The organism is Sphingomonas sp. M6A6_1c, assembly GCF_053345135.1.
This window is the reverse complement of the sequence record NZ_JBKEZO010000007.1, coordinates 206,792-229,021: the sequence shown is the minus strand read 5'-3', so window position 1 is coordinate 229,021 and position 22,230 is coordinate 206,792. Positions and strand designations below refer to the sequence as shown.

The window sequence follows — 22,230 nt, the reverse complement described above, 5'->3', positions numbered from 1 at the left end:
TGGCGTGACCGAGACCCAGATCTTCAAAGCCCTCGCCGACCCCACCCGTCGCGCGATCTTCGCGAAGTTAGCGTCGGGCGGGATGAACGCCAGCGCGCTGCGATCGGGCATGTCGATCAGCCAACCCGCGATGTCGCAGCACCTGTCGGTCCTCCGCCACGCCCGGCTGGTGCGCGAACAGCGGCAGGGCCGCTTCGTCCGTTACGAGGTGGATCCCGACGGCCTCGCCGTCGTCGTCGACTGGCTCGCCCGCTACCGCGCCTATTGGCCCGTTCGCATCGACGCCCTCAAGACGCTGCTGAAGGACATGGACCTATGACCGACGCCGACGCCCTCATCCTCGAATACGACCTCGACGCCCCACCGGCGAAGGTCTGGCGGGCGATCAGCGTCCCGGCGCTTCGCGACCGATGGCTGCCCGCCGCCGCCCTGCTCGATCCCGAGGGGGTCGCGGTGACGCCGGGGCAGGAGGTCCGCTACCGGATGCGCGACGCGGCGCCGCCATTCATCGAGAGCCACGTCACCTTCCATATCGCGCCAACCGAGGATGGCGGCACCCGGCTGCGCATCGTCCACCGGCCGGCACGCATCGCCAACGATAACGGCCACACCCTCATGCGCGCCGCCTGACGCGGCAGACCGGAGCGTCCGATGCAACTCGTCCCCATGGTCATCGAGCAGTCCAGCCGCGGCGAACGCTCGTTCGACATCTACTCCCGCCTGCTGCGCGAACGGATCGTCTTCCTCAACGGCGAGGTCAACGATGGCGTCGCGGCGCTGCTCTGTGCGCAGCTGCTGTTCCTCGAATCGGAAAACCCGCGCAAACCGATCAACCTCTACATCAATTCGCCCGGCGGCGTGGTGACCAGCGGCCTCGCCATCTACGACACGATGCGCCACATCCGCGCACCGGTGCATACGCTGTGCATGGGGACGGCGCGGTCGATGGGGTCGTTCCTGCTGATGGCGGGCGAACCGGGCGAGCGCGCGGCACTGCCCAATGCCAGCATCCTCATCCACCAGCCCTCGGGCGGCTATCAAGGCCAGGCGTCGGACGTCCTGATCCACGCCGAGGAAACCCAACGCGTCAAGCAGCGGATGATCCGCCTCTACGCCGAGCATTGCGGCGGCAGCTACGAGGCGTTCGAACGCGCGATGGATCGCGACCGGTTCCTCACCGCCGAGGACGCGCTCGACTGGGGGTTGATCGACCGCATCCTGACGCCGCACGCGCTCGACGCGGCGGCCTAGCCTTCCAGCATCGCGTGGATGCGGTCGGTGATCGCGTCCATCGCGAAGGGCTTGGTGACCAGCGCCATATTGGGAGCGAGCGGGCCGTTGCCGATCACCGCATTCTCGGCATAGCCGGTGATGAACAGCACTTTCAGCGCCGGCAGATGGACGAGCGCGGCGTCGGCGACCTGACGGCCGTTCATCTGGCCGGGCAGCCCGACGTCGGTGATCAGCAGGTTGATCTGCGCCCCGGTGCCCAGCAGGCGCAGCGCCGCGGCGCCGTCGCCCGCTTCGAGCACGGTATGGCCCATGTCTTGGAGGATCTCTACTATGAGCATGCGGATCGTCGGTTCGTCGTCGACGACCATGACGGTATGTCGGCCCTCGCTTGCCGTCGGCACGGTCTGCGCGGCGGTTTCGCCCTCGATCTCCGCCTCGCCGTAATGGCGCGGCAGGTAGATGCACATCGTCGTGCCCTGGCCGAGTTCCGAATAGATGCGCACCTGCCCGCCCGACTGGCGGGCGAAGCCGTAGATCATCGACAGGCCAAGCCCTGTACCTTCGCCCATCGGCTTGGTGGTGTAGAAGGGGTCGAAGGCGCGCGACTGTACCTCGGGCGTCATGCCGGTCCCGGTGTCGGTGACGCACAGCGAGAGATATTGGCCCGGTTCGAGGTCGCGTTCGCGCGCCGCGCGCTCGTCGAGCCAGCGGTTGGCGGTTTCCACGGTGATGCGGCCACCCTCCGGCATCGCATCGCGCGCGTTTATGCAGAGGTTGAGGAGCGCATTTTCGAGTTGGTTGGGATCGACCATCGCCGGCCACAATCCGCCGGCGCCGACCACCTCGATCGTCACGCCGGGGCCGACGGTGCGCTGGATCAGGTCGCGCAGGCCGTCGATCAGCCGGTTGATGTCGGTCGGCCTGGGATCGAGCGTCTGGCGCCGCGAGAAGGCGAGCAGCCGGTGGGTGAGCGCCGCCGCACGCCGCGCCGCACCCTGCGCGGCATTGGCATAGCGATCGATCTCGTCGGCGCGGCCCTGGCGGATGCGCACCTGCATCATCTCGATCGCCCCCGAGATGCCGGTGAGCATATTGTTGAAATCGTGCGCCAGCCCGCCGGTGAGCTGCCCGACCGCCTCCATCTTCTGCGCCTGACGCAGATGCGCCTCCGCGGTCATCAGCTCGCGGGTGCGCGCCTCGACCTGCTGTTCGAGCGAGGCGGTGAGCGCGGCGAGTTCGTGCTCGACGCGGCGGCGTTCGACCGCGTCGCGGGTCCGCTCGGCGACGTCGCGGACGAAGGCGATCTCCTCGGCCAGCCAGCGGCGCGGCTGCGCGTTGTTGAGGTACAGCAAGGCGACGAAGCCGCCCTGTTCGGTCACCGGCATGTTGATGAACGATAGCGCGGCGAGGCTCCGCAATCCCTCGGCGGTGGCGGCGGTGCGCGGATCGTCGTGGACGTCGTCGATCGCCACCGTCTCGCCGCGCTTCAGGTCCTCGATATACGAGCCATAATCGCGGAAATGCAGGATGCCGGGCAGCGGCGCGATGCCGGGTGCGCACCACGCGCGTTCGGTGACGATCGTCTCCGCCGCACGGTCGATCGTGCCATAGCCGCAGCGGCTGACGTCGAACAGGCGGCCGAGGATCTCGGATGCGGCATAAGCGAGGTCGGCGGGGTCGCCCGGATCGCGCAGCCGGTCGTTGAGCTGGACCAAGGCCTTGAGGCGCAGTTCGGCGGATTTGCGCGCATCGATGTCGAAGCTGATGCCGGGGAAGCGCAGCGGCCGCCCGTCGGCATCGTAGGTGACGCGGCCGCGTGCCGCGACCCAGCGCGCGCGGCCGTCGGGCTGTTGCAGGCGATAGTCGCTTTCGAACGGATCGCCGCTGGCGAGCGCCGCGGCGATCTCCGCCTGAACCCGCGGCCGATCGTCCGGGTGCATCGCGGTGAAGAACCGGTCCAGTCGCGCGCCGGCCTGCGCCTCGGCGGGGTCGACGCCGTAGAGGCGGGCGAATTCAGGGTCGGCGGTGACGCGGTCGGCGACCACGTCCCAATCCCAACTGCCGACGCTGATTTGGCCGGTGGTCTTCAAATCGTCGTCGGCCATCGGCGGCAGAGGGTTCCCGGTTGCAACATGGGTTGCACAAACGCGCTGCGGCCGGGAGCGATCCGGCGCGAGGCTATATTGCGACGCAATGCCAAATCAGCGTTGCGTCGCGGCCACATCGTCGCGTGACCAGCCGCCGCCCATCGCCTGGTAGAGCGCGACATAAGCGGTGATCCGATCGGCGCGTGCCTGCACCAGCGCCAGCTCGGCGGTGAGCAGGCCGCGCTGCGCATCGAGCTGTTCGATGTAGGAGGTGTAGCCGGCGCGATAGCGGTTGCTGGCGTTGCGCAACGCCGCGGCGAGCGCATCGACCTGCAACCCGAGCGCGACCGCCTGTTCGCCCGAACGCTGCACCCCAGCGAGCGCATTGTCGACGTCCTGAAAGGCGATCAGCGCGGTGCGGCGATAGGCATAAGCGGCCTGGTCGCGGCGTGCGGTGGCGATATCGGTCTGCGCGCGCAGGCGGCCGCCGTCGAAGATCGGCGAGAGGACGCTGGCGCCGATCGAGAAGACGCCGATCGGATTGGCGAGCGCGGTCGACAGCACGACGCCCGCCGAACCGGTGAGCGCGAGATTGGGCAGCATCGCCGCGCGCGCGCTGTCGAGCGTGCGGTCGGCGGCGACCAATGTCTGTTCGGCCTGGAACAGGTCGGGACGGCGGCGCAGCAGGTCGGCGGGCAGGCCGTCGGGAATCGCGGGGGCGAGCAGCCGGTCGAGCGGTAAACCGCGCGGGATCGGGCCGGGGCTGGTGCCGAGCAGCAGGCTGAGCGCATTCTCCTGCCGGCTGATCGCCAGCTGCGCGGCGGGGACGAGCTGTTGCGTGGCGCGATATTCGGCTTCGGCCTGATGCAGTTCGAGGTTGGAGGTATAGCCCGCCTCGGCGCGACGGCGGGCGATGCGCAGCGCCTCGCTGCGCGCGGCGAGCGTCTGTTGCGCGACGGCGAGGCGCAGGTCGAGCGCGCGCAGCGTGACGTAATTGGTCGCGACGCCGCTGGCGATGGCGAGGCGGACGGTGTCGCGCGCGCCCGCGCTGGCGAGCAATTGCGCCTGCGCGGCGCGGCTCGCCTGGCGCAGGCGGCCGAACAGGTCGAGATCGTAGCTGGCGGTGACCGAAGGCTGCGCGCCGATCGCGTCGCTGGGAGTACCGAACGGGCTGACCGTCTGGCCGGTGGTGCTCGGCGCGCTGCCGCCGAGCGTCGGCGTCTGCTGCGCGCGGGCGAGGCGGGCGGCGGCGCGGGCCTCGTCGATCCGCGATACCGCGGCGGCGAGGTCGACGTTGTCGGCGAGTGCCTGATCGACGAGCCGGGTGAGGACGGGGTCGCCGAACGCGTTCCACCAGTCGGCGCGGATCGGCTCGCCGTTGCCGAGCGCGGTGCGCCACGCGGGCGGCGGGACGATCGCGCTGGCGGCGGGGGTTTGCGGGCGAGGGCCGATACAGGCGGCCAGCGTGAGGCAGAGCAAGGTGGTGCACGCGAAGGCGCGAAGGCGCGAAGGGGGTGCGTTTGCCGCGGTCGTGGTCCTGTTATCACGGCGGGTGATGGAACGGGCTGCGACTGCCGGAAGCGCCACATCTTTGCGCCTTCGCGCCTTCGCGCGATCATCATCGGCGCTTTCGGAGAAAAGCCGGATATCGGTTCGCGCAGAGGCGCGGAGGCGCAGAGGTGCTGCGCTTAGAGCGGAAGCTCGATCAAAATCCTCCCCCGCCAGGGGGAGGTGGCACGGCGAAGCCGTGACGGAGGGGGAGGATACGGCGAACTGCGTCGTCTGCGGAGACGCCCCCTCCACCACGGCCTGCGGCCGCGGTCCCCCTCCCCCGCTAAAGCGAGGGAGGAATTTTCGGTAGCCCATCACTTCACCACCGGGCCGGTGGTGGTGTCGACGCGTGCCTGTACCGACATGCCGGGGCGGAGCCGCGCGGCGAGTTGCTGGCCGGGGTCGATGCGGATGCGCACCGCGATGCGTTGCGGGACCTTGGTGAAATTGCCCGTCGCATTGTCGGCCTTGAGCACCGCGAATTCCGATCCCGCTGCGGGCGAGATGCGTTCGATATGACCGGTCAGCCGCGCGTTGGCGAGGCCGTCGACGGTGAAGCTCGCGGGCTGGCCGACCGTCATCCGCGCGGTCTGCGCTTCCTTGAAATTGGCGATCACCCAGGTTTCGGGCGGCACCAGGAACATGAGCTGCGATCCGGCGGTGACATATTGGCCGACGCGCACGCCGACCTCGCTCAGCCGGCCACGCTCGGGCGCGCGGATGACGGTGTTGGCGAGGTCGATCTGGGCGAGGCGCAATGCCGCCTCCGCGCCCGAGACGCCGGCCTGCTGGCCGCCGCGGCCGACCTGGACGGTGCGGATGTCCTGTCGCGCGATCTCGCGCGCGGCGCGCGCCTGCTGCACCGCCGCCTGCGCCTGGCGCAATGCGGCGAGCGTCTGGTCACGTTCGCGCAAAGAGACCGAACCATCGGTGACGAGGTCGTTGACGCGGTTCATGTCGGCCTGCGCGCGCATCAGCTGCGCCTCGGCGTTGGCGACCGCGGCGGTCTGCGCGGCGAGGCTGGCGGTGCGGCTGCGCTCGGTCTGGCGGGCGTTGGCGAGCGTCGCCGCCTGCGCATCGACCTGCGCCTGCGCCTGATCGACGCGCTGGCGATAGATGCGGTCGTCGATCTGCACCAAGGGCTGTCCCGGCGTCACGTCCATGAAGTCGCGGACGAACACCTGCGTGACATAGCCCGACACCTGCGGCGCGATCACCGTGGTGCGGCCGCGGACATAGGCATTGTCGGTCGACTGGTTGGCATTGGCGAAGGGCGGCAGCCGCCATGCCGCGAGCACCGCGAGCACGCCGCCGAGCGCCAGCGCGACGATGACGATCAGCGCGGTGCGGCTGGGCGGCTGCGGCCGCCAGCCCGACCCGACCGGGGCGGCGGAGGGCGGCGCCGGTGCGGTGGCGGCGGCCCGCGCCTCCTCGGTGGCGGGGGCGGGATCGACGGGGCTGCGGCTATCGGTCATGCGGGACTCTGGTTGAGCGCGGCACGGCGTTCGCGGCGCGCCCGGCGGATCATGAGGAACAGGAGATAACAGAAGGTGAGCGCGGCGAGCACCGCGATCAGCCGGAAGACATCGTCGAACGCCAGGACGTTGGCTTCGCGCGTCGCGGTCTGCGACAGGATCGCGCCGCCCTCGGCGCTGCGCAACGCCGGATCGCCGACCACGCGCGACACCGCCGCGCCGCCCGCCTGCAGGCGTTGCGCGACGATCGGATCGGTGGGGTCGATCGCCTGCACCAAGGCGGCGCTGTTCGTCTTCTCGCGGATCTGTTGATAGCTGCCGAGTAAGGCGGTGCCGGCGAGGCCGCCGATCGAATTGATCATCCCGAACAACGCGATGAAGCTGATGATATGGCCCGAGCCCTGTTGCAGCGCGCGGGTCATGCCGAACAGCAGGGCGGGGCCGAGGAAATAGGTGGCGGCGAAGGCGATCAGCGCCTGGCTGGCGTACATCTGCGGCGCGCGGGTGAGGCTGGTCGCGTGGCTGTCGGCGAAGGCGGCGATCGCGACGAGGCCGATCGCGAGCATGATCGGATGCGCCGGGCGATCGACGTCGAGCGTCACCGCGCTCAACACCACGCCGGCGACCGAAGCGAGGAAGATGATGGTGAAGAACGGCACGAGCTGGTCGTTGTTCTGGCCGAGCACGGTGAGCAGGCCGACCGAGGCATAGGTCTGTTCCGACAGGACGATGCGCGCCATGATCGTGACGACCGTGAAGCGGACGATGTCGGCGCTGCCCAGCCAGCGCGTGTTGAGCAGCGGATTGACGCGGTGATGCTCGATCGCGAGCGCCGCCGCCAGCATCAGGATCGCCGCGATCAGCGCCCAGCCGAGCCACGGCGCGTTGGTCCACCAGACGTAGCGCCCCTGGCCGAGCACCGCGGCGAACAGCGCCATCGCGCCGGCGAACAGCACGAAGGTGACGAAATCGAGCCGCTCGAACGCCTTCGACCGCGTCGTCGGCGGCAGGCGGAGGAAGGCGACCGCGGCGAGGCTGAGCATCGCCAGCCCGAGTTCGAACAGATAGAGCGTGCGCCATTGCGACATCGCCAGCAGATCGGGCGAAAAGAGCCGCGCAAGCGGCGTCGCGCATTGCGGAATGCCGATGCCGATCACCACCGCCTTCAGCCGCCATTTCGCGGGCAGCGCCTGCATCATGTAATAGAGGCACAGGCTGGAGACGGCGGCGCCCGCCATGCCGCTCGCCGCGCGGACGAGGATCGCGGTGTCGAAGCCGCGGACGAACAGATGCGCGAAGGTCAGCGCCGCATAGACGCCGAGGAAGATCATCGCGAACGGTCGCAGGCCGAATTGCGCGCGGAACTTGATGAGCAGCAGGTTGATGCTGACGTTGGTCATCACATAGACCGTCGGCAGCCAGGCGATCTCCGCCGGGTCGAGCCCCAGCGCGCCCTGCAGCGTATAGGTGTTGGCGGAGATCAGCGCGTTGCCGAAGCCGCCGGTCAGGCCGAGCAGCACCGAGATGACGCCATAAGCGATGCGATGGCGCGTGCGATGCTCGACCGTGCCCGGCGAGCCGGGGAGCACGGGCAGTTCGTGCGGCGCGAAGGTCCAGTCTTCCTCGGACAGGAAGCGGCGCAGGCGGGCGATCATGACCCGCTTATACGCGCGATCGGGGCGGGCGGTTCAACCGGGGCGATGTGCTGCGCCACGCGGGACGGTGGCAAGCAATCGCCGGGTCGCTCAGCCACCCAGAATGTCGCGGTAGAGCGCGATATAGGCGTCCGCCATCCGCTCGACGGTGAAGCGTGCCGCCACCGCGGCGCGGCAGGCGGCGCGGTCGATCTCGGGCAGGCGCGCGACCGCCGCGATCGCCTCGTCGACGCTGTCGACCAGGAAGCCGGTGACGCCGTGCTCGATCAGCTCGGGCATCGAGCCGCGGCGGATCGCGATCACCGGCGTGCCGCAGGCCATCGCCTCGATCACCGACAGGCCGAAGGGCTCGTCGAAATTGATGAGGTGGAGCAGCGCCGCCGCCTTGCCGAGCGCGGCGGTGCGGGCGTCGCCGCCGACCGCGCCGGGGTGGCGGATACGCTCGCCGAGATGCGGGACGACCGACCGCTCGTAATAGCCCTGATCCTGGACGATGCCGTACATGGCGAGATCGCGAGCCGTCGCCTGCGCGACCGCGATCGCCTCGGCGGCGCCCTTGTCGGGGTGCATGCGACCGAAGAACAGCAGGTCGTCGCTCCCCTCCGCATCGAAGGGGAAATCGTCGAGGACGATGCCGTGGTGGATCGTCGCGGCATAGCGCAGCTGCGGCGCGCGATCGGCGTCGCTGATCGCGACATAGTGCACGCGGTCCTGATAGGGCTGGTACATCGGCAGGATACGGTCCGACGAAAAGCCGTGGATCGTCGTGACCATCGGCGTGGTCACCAGATGCGAAAAGGCGTGGGCGGGGAAATCCGCCTGGTTGTGGATCAGGTCGAACTCGCCGGCGCGCGCGAACAGATGCGCGAGGTGGCGGAATTCCCAGACCTTGGCGTCGACGCTCGGATCTTCGGAATAGGGCGCCGGCACCACGGCGCTAAGGGTCCCGGCGGTGAGGCTGTCCTGCGTCGCGAACAGCGTGACGTCGACGCCGCGCGCGACGAGTGCCTCGGTGAGCAGGCTGGTGACCAATTCCCACGGGCCGTAATGGCGCGGCGGGGTGCGCCACGATATGGGGGCGAGCATCGCGATCTTCATGACGCGGACTTAGCGGGTTACGCGCACGATGATAGCTTCGTCGGGACGCAGCACGCCGGGATCGCCGGCGCCGGACAGCGTCGTCAGCAGGATCTCGCCGGCGGGCAGGATCACCGGTTGCGGCGTCGCGCCGAGGTTGAGCGCGACGACGATCCGCTCGTCGCCGTCGCGCCGTTCGTAGGCGAGCACGTCGCCCTCCGCGTCGATCAGCGCGAAGCCACCGGTCGCGAGCGCGTCATGCTTGCGGCGCAGGTTGAGCAGGTCGCGGTGCAGCGCCAGCATCGATCGCGGATCGCCGCCCTGCGCCGCGACGTTGCGCGTCGGCCAGTCGGGGTTGAGCGGCAGCCACGGCTCGGCGGTCGAGAAGCCGGCATGGGCGCTGGCGTTCCACGGAATCGGCGTGCGCACCGGATCGCGACCGAGGCCGAGGCCGGGTTCGCGCAGCTCGCGCGGGTCCTGCACGCGGGCCGCGGGGATGGCGACGTCGGCGAGGCCCAGTTCGTCGCCGTAATAGAGCGTCGGCGTACCGCGCAGCGTCATCAGCAGGACGGCGGCGACGCGCGCCTGCGCCGCACCGACGCGGGTGGCGATGCGCGGGCGATCGTGGTTGCCGAGCACCCAATTGGGCCAGCCGCCCGCCGGCAAGGCCGCTTCATACTCCGCGATCAGCCCGGCGAGGTGGCGCGCATCCCATCGCGCGTCGATCAACTGGAAGTTGAAGGGGAGATGCACCTCTGGCGTTTCCCGGCCATAATAATGCATCAGCCGTTCGACCGGCAGGTAGATCTCGCCGATCAGCACGCGGTCGCCGGGGTAGGAATCCGCGATGCCACGCATCTCGGCGGCGATGGCGTGGACCTCGGGCTGGTCGGTCGAGTGGAGCTGGAGCACGGCGTGCATCTCGCCCATCTCGAAGCGATAGTCGGGGTTGGCGGGATTATCGGGGAAGTCGGCGTGTTTGACCATGTGCCAGAGCACGTCGATGCGGAAGCCGTCGACGCCGCGGTCGAACCAGAAGCGCAGCGCATCCATCATCGCACGCCGCAGATCCGGATTGCGCCAGTTGAGGTCGGCCTGTTCCTTCAGAAAGGCGTGGTAATAATATTGGCCGGTGGCGGCGTCATATTCCCATGCCGAGCCACCGAAATCGCTGATCCAGTTATTAGGCGGGCCGCCGTCGGGGGCGGGATCGCGCCAGATGTACCAGTCGCGCTTGGGGTTGTCGCGCGACGACCGGCTCTCCTGAAACCACGGATGGTCGGTCGAGCTGTGGTTGGGGACGAAATCGAGCAGCAGCTTGAGCCCGCGCGCATGCGCGGCGGCGAGCAGGCTGTCGAAATCGGCGAGCGTGCCGAAGCGCGGATCGATGCCGCAATAATCGGCCACGTCATAGCCGAAGTCGCGCATCGGCGAGGGGAAGATCGGCGAAATCCACACCGCATCGACGCCGAGCGCGACGAGATGGTCGAGCCGCGCCTCGATCCCTTTGAGGTCGCCGACGCCGTCGCCGTCGCTGTCCTGAAACGAGCGCGGGTAGATCTGGTAGATCGTCCCCGAGCGCCACCATGTCATGCGAACATCCCCTTCGGCAGCCGGGTCATGCGGCAGGCGAGGTCGGCCTCGCCGCTGGCGACCAGATAGTCGTCGCCGGTATCGACCAGACCGGTCGAGAACACCACCGGGGTCGGCAGGTACATCTGATGCGCGATCGGCGCGGTGAGCGCCGGGTCGGCCTCGATCAGCGGCGTCTCGTCCTCGATCCGCAGGATGTGCGCGGGATCGTCGCGGTCGAGCAGCGCCCAGAAGCTGCGATAGATGCCGACGCTCTCGCGCGCCTCGACGCCGTGATAGATCATCAGCCAGCCCTGCCGGGTCAGCACCGGCTGGGTGCCGCCGCCGATCTTCATCGCCGATTGCGATCCCTTGCGAGCGCGCAGCCCAGGGGCGTCGAGCGGCTTCCAGTGGAGCGCATCGGGGCTCTGCGCGAAATTGATCGACGGCCCGCCGACATAGGGGCTGTCGGGCGGATAGGCGAAATAGACCTCGCCGAGCGGGCGGGTGAGCGCCATGAATTTGTCGCCGACCAGCCCTTCGAACAGGATCATGTCCTTGTTCTGGTGATCGAGGACGATCCCCTCAAGCCGATAGTGCAGCCCGTCGCGCGATATGTGGAGCGTGGTGCAATGTCGCTCGGCGCCGACCGAGCAGGTCGTCATGTACCAGATGTCGCCGATCCGCGTGATGCGGGCATCCTCGACGCCATAGCATTGATAGCCGGCGGCGGGTTCGATCGCTGCGTCGTAATGGACGGCGACGATCCGCTCGCCCGCGGGATCGAGTTCGACCGGGAGCAGCCAGGACAGCGAGGTGAGCGCGAGAATGCGGTGGCGGCTGCCCTTGAGTTCGAACTGGCGCGGGTCGGTCATGTCGACGCGGTCGAGCGGCCAGGCGTCTAGGACATAGCCCGCCGGGGTCCAGCGGATCGCGTGGACGTGGCCGTCGCGCACCGGCTCGGACAGCGCCTCGGCGATGCGCACCATCAGCAGCAGATTGCCGTTGGGCAGCCGCGTGAAACCGGGGTTGAACGCGCCGAGCACATAGGTCGGCTCGGCGATCCCGCGGCGCAGCGGCGAGCGGGTGAGATCGACATGGTCGGGGGTGAAGATCAGCGCGTCGTGCATGCTGGCGTTAGCGCCGGGGCGGGGGAGTGGTTCCATTCCTCCCCGGTACGGGGAGGGGGACCGCCCGGCATAGCCGGGTGGTGGAGGGGGGCTTCCGCGGGCGTGCGGGATGTGGAGGCCCCCCTCCGTCACGCCTTCGGCGTGCCACCTCCCCGTGCCGGGGAGGAATTTACGTCAGAACGCCGCGGTTACCGCGAACACGACCTGGCTCGCCGCGATGCTGCTGCCGTTCTTGGTCGAGGAGAAGTTCGGCTGGAGATACGCCGCCTGCCGCTTGGTGATGTCGGTATCGACATAAGCGATGCCGAGCGTCAGCGGCGTGCCCTTGACCGCATAGTCGGCACCGACCAGCCAGTCCCAATATTCGCCGGTCGGCGCCGCCGAGGTGCCGTTGGGGCCGAGGCCCGAATTGCCCTTCGAATAGCCAATGTGCGCCTTGGCGGTCAGCGGCGTGGTCGGGATCGCGCTGGCGAAATCGCCCCACAGATAGAGGTTGTCGTTCTTCTTGCCGGGATTGTCGTAGATGCCGGTCTGCGCCGAGGCGCCGCTGTTGTAATATTTGCCCAGCGCCTGCTGCTTGGGCGCGTAGGCGACGCCGGCGAGCAGGTTGACCGGGCCGATCGTGCCCGACAATTTGGCATAGGGTTCGGCGAAGTCGGTCTTCGACGCGCCGCCCGGATACATGTACCACGTCAGGCCGACGTCGATCGCGCCGCCGCCGATCGCATGTTTGTAGCCGCCGATCAGGTCAAGCTCCATGTTCGAGCCGCCGAACGTGCCCCAGCCGGCGAGGTTCGACGCCCAGACGCCGCCGTACAGGCCGCTTTCATGCGCGACGGTGATACCGCCCTGGACGGCCATCTCCTTGTCGGTCTGCGAAACGCCACGCAGGCGATAGTCGGACACGAGCGCGACGCTGCCGGTGACGGTGACCGGCTTGGGCGGTGCGGTCTCCTGCGCGGCGGCGGGGAGCGCGGTGACGGCAGCGAGCGTCGCGGCCGCGAGCAGAGTATATTTCATGGGACCCCTTTCGACTGGATGGGTCCCTCCTGCGTCCGGGCCGCCGGCGCGCTCGCTCCGCGGTGGCGGACGGGCACCAGTCTTTCCCTGACGCCCATTCGCTACCGCAGCATTATGGCCAAAAAGCTTCTTTTATGTAACGAAACATTGCTGGACCGGGTTCAGTGGGCGAGTGCGGCAGTCTTGCCACGCGCGCCGAGCAGCTCGACGACGTCGCCCGCCGCGCGGCGGCGCTGGAACCAGTCCTTGATCAGTTCGGCGCAAGTATGGTCGACGGTCGACAGATCGGTGACGTCGAGCCGCACCGGCGTGCCGGCGGGCGCGCGCTCCAGCGTGTCCGACAATTTGGGCAGCGACACGAAGGTCGCCGCACCCGACAGGTTGATCGCATGCGCGCCGCCCTGCGGCCCCTCCGAGACCCTGAGGCCGAGCCGCTTGAGATGCGGCACCAGTTCGAGCATCGAAAGGCCGATACCGACCAGCACGCCGGTGAGCAGGTCCTCAACCACCACGGTGACGAGCGTCGCCAGCCAGATCAGCGCGGGCAGCGGCCCGTAATGCGACAGCAGATGGCGGGCATGGGCGAGGCTGACCAGCCGCCAGCCGGTGATGACGAGGATCGCGCCGAGCGCCGCCATCGGGATTTCGCGCAGCACCCAGGGGAGCAGTGCGACGAAGCCGAGGATCCAGATGCCGTGGAAGATCGTCGACAGGCGCGTGGTCGCGCCCGCCTGGACGTTCGCCGACGAGCGGACGATGACGCCGGTCATCGGCAGCGCGCCGGCGAGGCCGCAGAGCAGATTGCCGATCCCCTGCGCGCGCAATTCCTTGTTGTAGTTGGTGCGGGCGCCGTCGTGCATCCGGTCGACCGCGGCTGCGGACAGCAGCGTCTCGGCGCTGGCGATGAAGGCGATGGCGAGCGCGGCGGCGATGATCGACGGATCCGCCCATTTGGCGACCATGCCGATGCCGGGGAAGCTGACCGCACCGGCGATCGATGCCGGCACGTTGACGCGCGCCACGTCGAGATCGAAGGCGAGCGCGAGGATGGTGCCGGTCAGCACCCCGACCAGCGCACCGGGGACGAGGCGCAGCGAGGCGGGACGGAATTTCTCCCAGCCGAGCATCGCTGCGATGGTCAGCATGCCGATGCCGAAGGCGATTTCGGTCGCGGCGATGTTGCTGGGCGACAGGCCGAACAGCCGGCCGGGCGCGGCGGCGAGGTTCTGGAGGCCGCTCGGCAGCGGCTTGGCGTCGAACAGCACGTGGAACTGGCCGACGACGATCAGCACGCCGATGCCGGCGAGCATGCCGTGGACGACCGCGGGCGAGATGGCGCGGAACCAGCCGCCGAGCCGCGCGATGCCGGCGACGACCTGGATCAGCCCGGCGAGGACGAGGATCGGGCCGAGCGCGGACAGGCCCTGATCGCGGACCAGTTCGAAGACGACGACGGCGAGGCCGGCGGCGGGGCCGCTGACCTGCAACGGCGATCCGGCGAGCGCGCCGACGACGATGCCGCCGATGATGCCGGTGATCAGGCCCTTTTCGGCCGGGACGCCGGACGCGACCGCGATCCCCATGCACAAAGGCATCGCGACGAGGAAGACGACGATCGAGGCGGTGAGGTCGCGCGTGACGACCGGGCCGCTCGGCAGCAGGGCGCGGAGACGGCTCATTCCGCGGCCGCCAGGAATTCGACGTCGGAGGCCTGACGCGGCGCGGCGGGCTGGGCGACGGGGAAATCCTCGCCTTCGTTGAGCGGGCGGAAGCGGCCGGTCTCGCCGTCGAGCGCCAGCACCGTGCCGTCGTGGATGTCGACGAACCAGCCGTGCAGCGCGATCTTGCCCTGCGCGATGCCCGCGGCGACCGACGGGTGGGTGCGCAGATGCGCGAGCTGGGCGACGACATTCTCCAGGCTGAGCGCGCGGATACGCTCGGCATCGGTGAGGTCGGGATAGGTCTGGTCGACGATCTGGCGCGCGGCGGCGCCGTGTTTCAGCCAGTTGGCGACGGTGGGGATCGCGGCGAGCGCGGCGGGATCGCCGGCGAGGCCCTTCATCGCGCCGCAATCGGAATGGCCGCAGACGATGATGTCGTGCACGCCGAGCACCGCGACGGCATATTCGACCGTGGCGGAGACGCCGCCGGTCTGGAGCGCGAACGGGGGCACGATGTTGCCGGCATTGCGGCAGACGAACAGATCGCCCGGCTGCGCCTGCATGATATGCTCCGGCACGATCCGCGAATCGGCGCAGGAGATCATCAGCGCTTTCGGACTCTGCCCCTGCGCCAGCGTCGAATAAAGCGCATGCTGGCCGTGGAAGACCGTTTTGCCGAAACTGACGACGCGTCCGAGCAATTCGTTCACGGGGGTGATCCTCCCGGCCGCGGCGGAAGCCGGACCATCGGGAACACTACCGAAACGAATTTGCCGGGACGCGGCGGGGATGTTTTAAAGTGTTGCCGGGGAACACTTTTGCAAAGGTTCGCCGGGATGACGAGGCAAGTGCGCTCACCGCGGCAGGAAGATCGCGGCGCGCAGTCCGCCCTCTGGCCGGTTGGAGAGGGTCAGCACGCCGCCTTCCGCCTCGACGATGCGGCCGACGATCGGCAGGCCGAGCCCGAAGCCGACGGTATCGCGCGGCCGCGCGGTGTCGAGCCGGACGAAGGGTTCGAGGACGCTGCGCAACTGATCCTCGGGAATGCCGGCGCCGTCGTCCTCGACGATCATCGTGACGCCTTTGCGGTCGCTCTCCAGCCGCACCACGACGTTGCCGGCATAGTGCAGCGCGTTCTCGATCAGATTGCCGAGCGCGCGCTTGAGCGCGACCGGGCGGACGGTGACCTCGCAATGCGCCGGGCCATCGTAGGTGCCGGGCAGGTCGCGATCCTCGACATCGTCGATCAGCGTCGCGCAGAGCACCGCGACGTCGGTCAGCACCGGCGTCTCGGGGTCGCTGCCGCCGCCGAGGAAGGCGAGCAGCGAATTCACCATCGCCTCCATCTCGCCGATATCGCGCTGGATCGCGGCGCGGGTCGTCTCGTCCGCGACCGCGTCGGCGCGCAGCCGCAGCCGGTGCAGCGGCGTGCGCAGATCGTGGCCGACCGCGGCGAGCGCCTGGGTGCGATCGACGATCAGCCGCTGGATGCGCGCCGCCATCCGGTTGAACGCGGCGACGACGCGGCGCACCTCGCCCGGGCCGGCCTCGGGAATCGGGTCGTGTTCGGCATCGCCGAGCGTGTCGGCGGCGATCGCGAGCTGGCGCATCGGCCGCAGCGCGCGGCGGATCAGCAGCCCGCCGATCACCATCAGCGCCAGCGCCGGGATCAGCGCAAGCAGGATGCGCTCGGTGGCGAGTTCGAGATTGTGCAGCGGTTCGAGCGTGCGGAAATACAGCCAGCTATCGTCGGGCAGCCGCAGCCCGCCGGTGACCACCGAGCTGCGCCCCGGCGAGGTGAGCTTGAGCCGCAGGTCGCTGGCGGCGAGCGACGGCTCCCATTCGACCACCTGATGCCGCATGCCGTCGAGCGCCGGGGCGATCGGCGGCGGCGGCGGCAGGTTGCGCTGCCAATGCAGCGCATAGCGTTCGGTGGTGAGGTCCTCCGCCATCGCGTCGCGCCGCTCGGGCGGCTGTTCGGCGACGAGGCGGCGCGCGATGACGAGATGTTCGGCGAGCCGGCGCGCCTCGTCGTCGCGGACCGCGAACTGGCTGGCGCGTTCGTAGAGGATCGTGCTGACGCCGAATTCGATCACCATCGTCAGCAGCAGGATGGCGACGATCTGGCCGATCAGGCCGATCGAGGGGCGGACGAAGCGTCTCATGGATGGGTGCGGAAGGATCGGGCCGTCCGCGCCGCGCGCGCCGTCACCGGCGCGTCACCTCGGTGTTGAGCATATAGCCGACGCCGCGGACGGTGATGATCGGCGCGTCCTTGCCGGCGCTCGACAATTTGCGGCGCAGGCGGCTGATCAGCACGTCGATGCTGCGGTCGGAGCTGTCGCCGAGCCGGGTGCGCGACAGCTCGATCAGCCGTTCGCGCGCGATGACGCGGCCGGCATGTTCGGCGAGGCTGACGAGCAGGTCGAACTCCGCACCGGTCAGGTCGACGACCGCGCCGGTCGGCGAGGTCAGCTCGCGCCGCGGCAGCGTCACCTGCCAGCCGTCGAAGGTCAGCACGCCCTCCTCGCGCTCGCCGGGGCGGCGTTCGAGCTGGCCGCGGCGCAGCACCGCGCGGATGCGCGCGATCAACTCGCGGCTGCCGAACGGCTTGGCGATATAATCGTCGGCGCCGAGTTCGAGCCCGACGACGCGGTCGGTCTCGCTGCCCTTGGCGCTGATGAAGATGATCGGGACTTCGCTCTTCTGGCGCAGCGCGCGGCACAGATCGATGCCGCTGGTGCCGGGGAGCATGATGTCGAGCAGGATGAGGTCGACCGGCCCGGCCTCCAGCGCGAGCCACATCTCGGGTGCGGCGGAGGCGGGGCGGACGAGATAACCGTTTTCCTGCAACGCTCTGGTGGTCAGGGTGCGGAGGGCGGGATCGTCCTCTACCAGGAGGATGGTGGGGGCGGTCATGGCGCGAGAGGTAGGCAAGCGGGCCGGGGTGGTCAACCGCGGCCCGGCCGATCAGTCCGCCGCGACGGGTCCGTGGCCCCCCTTGGGCCGGCGCGTGAACCACACGATCACCACCATCGCCGCGCACAGCCACGCCGAGACGCGGAACAGGTCGGTGGAGGCGAGCAGATAGGCTTGGCCCACCATCTGCCGGGTGACCGCGGCGGCGGCCTGCGTCGAGCTGGCGCCCATTTTCTGCAACGCCTCGCTCGCCATCTGCAACGGCATGCCCTGGCCGACCGCCTCGGCGAGGCGGCTCTGGTGGAGCGCCTCGCGCCGGTCCCAGGCGGTGGTGATGATCGAGGCGGCGAACGAGCCGGCGACGATCCGCGCGAAGTTCGAGATGCCCGTCGCCGAGGGGATGCGCGGCGGCGCGATGCCGTCGAGCAGGATCGTGACCATCGCGAGGAAGAAGATGCTCATCGCGATTCCCTGCACCAGCAGCGGCAGCATGAAGTCGAACACCGTCGCGCCGGTGACGAGGTTGGAGCGCATCCAGTAGGAGACGGCGAAGGCAAGGAACGAGATGGTGGCGAGGATGCGCGCGTCGACCTTGCCCGACAGCCGCGCGGCGAGCGGCGAGATGACGACCGCCACGACGCCGCTCGGCGCGGCGATGAGGCCCGCCCAGGTCGCGGTATAGCCGAGCTGCGTCTGCAACCAGAGCGGCAGGATCAGCGTGTTGGCGAAGAACACCGCATAGCCGAGGCAGAAGGCGAGCGTGCCGATCGCGAAATTGCGGTTGGCGAACAGCGACAGGTCGACCGCGGGATTGGCGTCGGTCAGCTCCCACAGGATCCACGCGACGAAGCCGACCGCGGCGACGACCGCGAGCACGCAGATCGCCGGATCGTTGAACCAGTCGGCGTTCTTGCCGAGATCGAGCATGATCTGCAGCGATCCGACCCAGACGACGAGCAGCATCAGCCCGATGGTGTCGATCGGCAGCTTGCGCGTCGGCGTCTCGCGGCTCTTGAGCCCGTTCCAGCAGATCAGCGTGGTGAAGATGCCGAAGGGGATGTTGATCAGGAAGATCCAGCTCCAATGGTAATTGTCGCTGATATAGCCGCCCAGGATCGGCCCCATCACCGGCCCGACCAGCGTGGTCATCGACCAGACGCCGAGCGCGGTCGAACGCTTGTCCGCCGGGAAGATCGAGATCAGCAACGCCTGGCTGCCCGGCATCATCGGCCCGGCGCAGGCGCCCTGCAGGATGCGGAAAGCGATCAGCGAGGGCAGGTCCCAGGCGATGCCGCACAGGAAGGAGGCGACGGTGAACGCCGCCACCGCGGTGCAGAAGGTGCGCACGACGCCGAACCGGCCCATCAGCCAGCCGGTCAGCGGCACCGCGACGCCGTTGGCGACCGCAAAGGCGGTGATCACCCAAGTCGAATTGTCGGACGAGACGCCGAGATTGCCCGCGATCGTCGGCAGCGACACGTTGGCGATCGTGCTGTCGAGCACCATCATGAACGTGCCGAGCGCGAGCGCGAAGGCGATCAGCGCGCGTTGCCCGCCGACGAGCGGGGCGGGGCCTTGGGCTTGGGTGGGGGCGGCCATCAGCGTATCTTCCGGGATATCGGTTCGTCCTCACCCTTCGCCGCAGGCGGCTAGGGGTGAGGACGACGCGGGCGTCAACGATTGGCGGCGATGATCTGGCGGATATGCGCCTCGACCGCGGGATCGCTGCCGTCGCCGGGGCGGCCGGCATAGGCCTGCGCCGCGGGCTTGCCGAGCAGCGCGCCCTGACGGTTGGCGGTATCCACCGTCGTGTTGACCGACAGGCCGACGCGCAGCGGATTGCGGGTCAGCTCGCGCGGATCGAGGCCGATGCGCACCGGCACGCGCTGGACGATCTTGATCCAGTTGCCGCTGGCGTTCTGCGGCGGCAGCAATGCGAAGGCGTTGCCCGAGCCGGCGCCGACGCCGATGACATGGCCGTGGAAGACGATGTCGTCGCCATACATGTCGGCGGTGACCGTGGCAGGCTGGCCGATGCGCAGGTCCTTGAGCTGCGTCTCGCGGAAATTGGCGTCGACCCATACCTTGGCCAGCGGCACCACCGCCATCAGCGGCGTACCGGCGGCGACCTGCTGGCCGATCTGCACGGTGCGCTGCGCGACGACGCCGTCGATCGGGGCGACGATGTGCATGTGGCTGCGGGTGATGGCGGCGCGGCGATAGGCGGCGACCGCGGCGAGCACCGCCGGGTTGGTGCTGGTGTTGGTGCCCTGTACGGTCGAGCGCGATTGCGCCTGCTGGCTCTGGGCGAGGTTGAGGTTGGCGCGCGCGACCTTCACCGCGTCGGCGGCATGCGCGAGCTCCTCGCCCGAGATCGCGCCCTGTGCCGCGGCACCCTGGCGACGGGCGTAATCGGCGGTGGCGGCGGACAGCTGCGCCTGCGCCTGGACGACCGCGGCGCCGCTCTCGCTGACCTTGCTGATGTCGGCGCGGGTCGAACGGACCGCACGGGCCAGCTCCGCCTCGGCCGAGGCGAGCGCGACGTCGGCGGTGGCGGGGTCGAGGTCGAGCAGCGGCGCGCCGGCCTTCACCGTCTGGGTATTGTCGGCATAGATCGCGGTGATCTGGCCGGGATCGCGCGCGGTGATCGCGACGACGTCGCCGGCGACATAGGCGTCGTCGGTCTCCTGTTCGGGCTTGGCGAGCAGGAAGTGGAACACCGCCCAGACGATCAGCGCGATGACGACGAGGACGGCGAGGATCAGGAAGCCGCGACGGCGCGCGCGCGGCTTGCCGCCTGCGCTCGCGGGTTGGGGCGTGGGGGCTTGCGTGTCGGTCATCGGCGGGGTTCCTGGGCGGCGGAGAAGCCGCCGCCGAGCGCCAGCACCAGCGCGACGCGCTGGCGGGCCGCATCGGCGGCGAGATTGGCTTGCGTCAGCTCGGCATCGAGCAGGCGCACGTCGTTGTCGACGAGGTCGAGCTTGCTATCGAGCCCGCTCGACACGCGGATCGCATTGAGGCGGTTGGTCTCGCCGAAGCCGCGGACGACCTCGGCGGTGCGGGCGCGCTGTTCGCCGAGATTGGCGACGAGCGCGATCGCGTCCGCCGCGTCGCGGACCGCGCCGATGACGCGATCGTTGTAATCGGCCGTGGCGAGGTCGAGCGCCGCGGTGGCGCCGGCGAGGTCGGCCTTCAGGCGGCCGTTGTCGAACAGCGGCAGGTGGATCGCGGGACCCGCGCCGGCGGTGCCGGCGTCGAGGCTGACCAGATTGCCGAGCCCGATCGCCTGGAAGCCGGCGAGCGCGGTGAGGTTGACGTTGGGATAGAAGGCGCGGCGCGCGACCTGGCGACCGGCGGCGGCGGCCTCGATCCGCGCCTGCGCCGCGGCGATGTCCGGGCGGCGGGCGAGGAGGTCGGCGGGGACCTGCGCGGGCAGCGGCAGGACGGCGTCGAGACGCAGCGTCGCCGGGCGGATCGCCGCGGCGTAATCGGGGCCGCGACCGGCGAGCGCGGCGAGCGCATTGGTCGCCAGCGCGCGCGCGCCGTCGGCGCGGACCAAAGCGGTCTGCGCCTGTGCCAGCAGCGTCTGCGCGGCGGTCGCCTGCAGGTTGCTGGCGAGGCGGTTGCGGATGCGGATGTTGACGAGCCGCAGCGAGTCCTGGCGGGTCGCGATGGTGCGCCGCGCGATCGTCGCCTCCGCCTCGGCGCGGGCGAGGTCGATATAGGTCTGCGCGACCGAGCCGGCGATCGCGAGGCGCGCGGCGGCGAGGTCGAGCGCGGCGGCGCGGGCGGAGGCGCGGGCGCCCTCGATCGCGGCCTTCTGCCGGCCGAACAGGTCGAGGTTCCAGGTGAGGTTGGCCTGGGTCTGTCCGACGAAGCGGACCGAGCCGCCGTAGGGCGGCGGGATGATGTAGCGGCCGGACAGGCGCTGGAGCTGCTCGTTGGCGTCGAGCGTCACGTCGGGGCCGGTGTCGGCGCGGCGGCTCGACAGGACCGCCTGCGCCTGGGCGATGCGGGCGAGCGCGGCGGCGAGCGTCGGGTTGCCGCCGGTCGCGTCGGCGACGATCCGGTCGAGCTGCGGGTCGCCGAAGCCGGTCCACCAATCGTCGGCAACGACCGGGGCCGCAGCGCCGGTGAGGCCGAGCGACGCGGGCGCGACGGGCGCGACCGCGGGTGGGCTGGCGGGAATGGCGCAGCCGCCGAGGAGCAGCAGCGCGGCGGGGGATATATTCGCTATCTTCACGCAAAGACGCCTTCGTCGGGGGCCTGTTGGACGGTGTCGCGGAGCCGTTGGAGGAGGCGGATCAAATCCGTAATATCCTTTTCATTCCAATCGCTTAACCAATGATTCCAGACGCGGATCACGGCATCGCGGACGGTGCCGGCGATGCCTTCGCCGGCGGGCGTCAGGGTGAGCCGGACGACGCGGCGATCCTCGCCCCCGTCGCGGTCGCGCATCACCCAGCCGCGCTCCTCCAGCGTGTCGACCAGCCGGGTGGTCGCACCCTTGTCGTGACAGAGGTCGCGCGCGATCTCGGCGCAGGTCGACGCGCGGTTGAAGTGCAGGGCGGCGAGCGCGCTCCACTGCGTCTTGGTGATACCGGCGGCGACGAAGATCGGTTCGAGCACCGCCGAGCCGAGCTGCTCCGAGCGGCGCAGGAGATAGCCGATCGAGTTTTCCGGATTGAAGTTCGATTCGGAATAATAGGCCATGTCGTTGCCATGGCAATGGTTGCCTAAGCAGTCAATAGAATGTTGCGAAGTGTTTCCCTGCGGGGCGTTTCGGCTGATACGACGCCGTACCCCGGCGGAGGCGGGGGCCAGTTGGGTGACGGTTTGGAATGACGTAC

The 22,230-nt window shown here is 69.5% G+C and carries 19 protein-coding genes; 3 read left to right on the top strand and 16 right to left on the bottom strand.

Annotation, left to right across the window (positions count from 1 at the left end):
- The first annotated feature begins 4 nt into the window (after positions 1 to 4).
- The 3 genes from ACLBWH_RS16375 to ACLBWH_RS16365 are packed head-to-tail and all read left to right on the top strand — an operon-like array spanning position 5 to position 1,251.
- A complete protein-coding gene (locus ACLBWH_RS16375) occupies positions 5 to 319 on the top strand; it encodes an ArsR/SmtB family transcription factor (protein WP_447799904.1) in 315 nt (104 codons plus the stop codon).
- Complete coding sequence (locus ACLBWH_RS16370; protein ID WP_447799902.1) at positions 316 to 630, top strand: SRPBCC family protein; 315 nt, start codon at positions 316 to 318, stop codon at positions 628 to 630. Before ACLBWH_RS16375 ends, ACLBWH_RS16370 begins: the two co-directional genes overlap by 4 nt.
- Before the next feature lie 21 nt (positions 631 to 651).
- Entirely contained in the window at positions 652 to 1,251 is a 600-nt protein-coding gene (locus tag ACLBWH_RS16365; RefSeq protein ID WP_447799901.1) for an ATP-dependent Clp protease proteolytic subunit, read from the top strand.
- On the opposite strand, the gene ACLBWH_RS16360 is transcribed toward ACLBWH_RS16365, so the two are convergent.
- The 16 genes from ACLBWH_RS16360 to ACLBWH_RS16285 all read right to left on the bottom strand — a co-directional run bounded on the left by ACLBWH_RS16360 (position 1,248) and on the right by ACLBWH_RS16285 (position 22,093).
- The gene (locus ACLBWH_RS16360) at positions 1,248 to 3,338 is read right to left on the bottom strand and encodes a PAS domain-containing protein (protein ID WP_447799899.1); all 2,091 of its coding nucleotides are present in this window, start codon (positions 3,336 to 3,338) and stop codon (positions 1,248 to 1,250) included. The two genes, ACLBWH_RS16365 and ACLBWH_RS16360, sit on opposite strands and share 4 nt — an antisense overlap.
- A gap of 96 nt (positions 3,339 to 3,434) precedes the next feature.
- Entirely contained in the window at positions 3,435 to 4,799 is a 1,365-nt protein-coding gene (locus tag ACLBWH_RS16355) for an efflux transporter outer membrane subunit (RefSeq protein WP_447799897.1), read from the bottom strand.
- 386 nt (positions 4,800 to 5,185) lie between these two features.
- Positions 5,186 to 6,346 carry an HlyD family secretion protein gene (locus ACLBWH_RS16350; protein ID WP_447799895.1) on the bottom strand — a complete coding sequence of 387 codons (1,161 nt, stop codon included), beginning with the start codon at positions 6,344 to 6,346 and terminating at the stop codon, positions 5,186 to 5,188.
- A complete protein-coding gene (locus ACLBWH_RS16345) occupies positions 6,343 to 8,001 on the bottom strand; it encodes an MFS transporter (protein ID WP_447799894.1) in 1,659 nt (552 codons plus the stop codon). Before ACLBWH_RS16345 ends, ACLBWH_RS16350 begins: the two co-directional genes overlap by 4 nt.
- Before the next feature lie 90 nt (positions 8,002 to 8,091).
- Positions 8,092 to 9,099 (bottom strand): glycosyltransferase family 4 protein, encoded by a 1,008-nt coding sequence (locus ACLBWH_RS16340; protein WP_447799893.1) that lies wholly within the window; start codon positions 9,097 to 9,099, stop codon positions 8,092 to 8,094.
- Positions 9,100 to 9,108: 9 nt separating this feature from the next.
- Positions 9,109 to 10,671, bottom strand: coding sequence for an alpha-amylase family glycosyl hydrolase (locus tag ACLBWH_RS16335; protein WP_447799892.1), 1,563 nt, complete (start codon positions 10,669 to 10,671; stop codon positions 9,109 to 9,111).
- Positions 10,668 to 11,780, bottom strand: coding sequence for a glycoside hydrolase family 130 protein (locus ACLBWH_RS16330; protein ID WP_447799890.1), 1,113 nt, complete (start codon positions 11,778 to 11,780; stop codon positions 10,668 to 10,670). The genes ACLBWH_RS16335 and ACLBWH_RS16330 overlap by 4 nt, the downstream gene beginning before the upstream one ends.
- A gap of 174 nt (positions 11,781 to 11,954) precedes the next feature.
- Positions 11,955 to 12,800, bottom strand: coding sequence for a TorF family putative porin (locus ACLBWH_RS16325; protein ID WP_322848529.1), 846 nt, complete (start codon positions 12,798 to 12,800; stop codon positions 11,955 to 11,957).
- 161 nt (positions 12,801 to 12,961) lie between these two features.
- On the bottom strand, positions 12,962 to 14,479 hold the full coding sequence (locus ACLBWH_RS16320) for a SulP family inorganic anion transporter (RefSeq protein WP_322848530.1): 1,518 nt from the start codon (positions 14,477 to 14,479) through the stop codon (positions 12,962 to 12,964).
- The gene (locus tag ACLBWH_RS16315) at positions 14,476 to 15,171 is read right to left on the bottom strand and encodes a carbonic anhydrase (RefSeq protein WP_322848531.1); all 696 of its coding nucleotides are present in this window, start codon (positions 15,169 to 15,171) and stop codon (positions 14,476 to 14,478) included. Before ACLBWH_RS16315 ends, ACLBWH_RS16320 begins: the two co-directional genes overlap by 4 nt.
- Positions 15,172 to 15,315: 144 nt before the next feature.
- Complete coding sequence (locus ACLBWH_RS16310; protein WP_447799888.1) at positions 15,316 to 16,626, bottom strand: ATP-binding protein; 1,311 nt, start codon at positions 16,624 to 16,626, stop codon at positions 15,316 to 15,318.
- A gap of 43 nt (positions 16,627 to 16,669) precedes the next feature.
- Positions 16,670 to 17,380, bottom strand: a complete 711-nt coding sequence (locus ACLBWH_RS16305; RefSeq protein WP_038663855.1) for a response regulator — start codon at positions 17,378 to 17,380, stop codon at positions 16,670 to 16,672.
- 51 nt (positions 17,381 to 17,431) lie between these two features.
- Positions 17,432 to 18,979: a DHA2 family efflux MFS transporter permease subunit gene (locus ACLBWH_RS16300; protein WP_447799885.1), complete on the bottom strand. Its 1,548-nt coding sequence runs from the start codon at positions 18,977 to 18,979 to the stop codon at positions 17,432 to 17,434.
- A gap of 74 nt (positions 18,980 to 19,053) precedes the next feature.
- Entirely contained in the window at positions 19,054 to 20,220 is a 1,167-nt protein-coding gene (locus ACLBWH_RS16295; RefSeq protein WP_322848534.1) for an efflux RND transporter periplasmic adaptor subunit, read from the bottom strand.
- Positions 20,217 to 21,623 carry an efflux transporter outer membrane subunit gene (locus ACLBWH_RS16290; protein WP_447799884.1) on the bottom strand — a complete coding sequence of 469 codons (1,407 nt, stop codon included), beginning with the start codon at positions 21,621 to 21,623 and terminating at the stop codon, positions 20,217 to 20,219. The genes ACLBWH_RS16295 and ACLBWH_RS16290 overlap by 4 nt, the downstream gene beginning before the upstream one ends.
- Positions 21,620 to 22,093, bottom strand: coding sequence for a MarR family winged helix-turn-helix transcriptional regulator (locus ACLBWH_RS16285; RefSeq protein ID WP_322848536.1), 474 nt, complete (start codon positions 22,091 to 22,093; stop codon positions 21,620 to 21,622). Before ACLBWH_RS16285 ends, ACLBWH_RS16290 begins: the two co-directional genes overlap by 4 nt.
- Positions 22,094 to 22,230: the final 137 nt, after the last annotated feature.

What these genes read in the sequence shown, in the direction of transcription:
- ACLBWH_RS16370 (WP_447799902.1), top strand. Translation starts at nt 316, where the DNA reads ATGACCGACGCCGACGCCCTCATCCTCGAATACGACCTCGACGCCCCA.
- ACLBWH_RS16365 (WP_447799901.1), top strand. Translation starts at nt 652, where the DNA reads ATGCAACTCGTCCCCATGGTCATCGAGCAGTCCAGCCGCGGCGAACGC.
- ACLBWH_RS16360 (WP_447799899.1), bottom strand. Translation starts at nt 3,338, where the DNA reads ATGGCCGACGACGATTTGAAGACCACCGGCCAAATCAGCGTCGGCAGT.
- ACLBWH_RS16350 (WP_447799895.1), bottom strand. Translation starts at nt 6,346, where the DNA reads ATGACCGATAGCCGCAGCCCCGTCGATCCCGCCCCCGCCACCGAGGAG.
- ACLBWH_RS16345 (WP_447799894.1), bottom strand. Translation starts at nt 8,001, where the DNA reads ATGATCGCCCGCCTGCGCCGCTTCCTGTCCGAGGAAGACTGGACCTTC.
- ACLBWH_RS16340 (WP_447799893.1), bottom strand. Translation starts at nt 9,099, where the DNA reads ATGAAGATCGCGATGCTCGCCCCCATATCGTGGCGCACCCCGCCGCGC.
- ACLBWH_RS16335 (WP_447799892.1), bottom strand. Translation starts at nt 10,671, where the DNA reads ATGACATGGTGGCGCTCGGGGACGATCTACCAGATCTACCCGCGCTCG.
- ACLBWH_RS16330 (WP_447799890.1), bottom strand. Translation starts at nt 11,780, where the DNA reads ATGCACGACGCGCTGATCTTCACCCCCGACCATGTCGATCTCACCCGC.
- ACLBWH_RS16325 (WP_322848529.1), bottom strand. Translation starts at nt 12,800, where the DNA reads ATGAAATATACTCTGCTCGCGGCCGCGACGCTCGCTGCCGTCACCGCG.
- ACLBWH_RS16320 (WP_322848530.1), bottom strand. Translation starts at nt 14,479, where the DNA reads ATGAGCCGTCTCCGCGCCCTGCTGCCGAGCGGCCCGGTCGTCACGCGC.
- ACLBWH_RS16310 (WP_447799888.1), bottom strand. Translation starts at nt 16,626, where the DNA reads ATGAGACGCTTCGTCCGCCCCTCGATCGGCCTGATCGGCCAGATCGTC.
- ACLBWH_RS16305 (WP_038663855.1), bottom strand. Translation starts at nt 17,380, where the DNA reads ATGACCGCCCCCACCATCCTCCTGGTAGAGGACGATCCCGCCCTCCGC.
- ACLBWH_RS16300 (WP_447799885.1), bottom strand. Translation starts at nt 18,979, where the DNA reads ATGGCCGCCCCCACCCAAGCCCAAGGCCCCGCCCCGCTCGTCGGCGGG.
- ACLBWH_RS16295 (WP_322848534.1), bottom strand. Translation starts at nt 20,220, where the DNA reads ATGACCGACACGCAAGCCCCCACGCCCCAACCCGCGAGCGCAGGCGGC.
- ACLBWH_RS16285 (WP_322848536.1), bottom strand. Translation starts at nt 22,093, where the DNA reads ATGGCCTATTATTCCGAATCGAACTTCAATCCGGAAAACTCGATCGGC.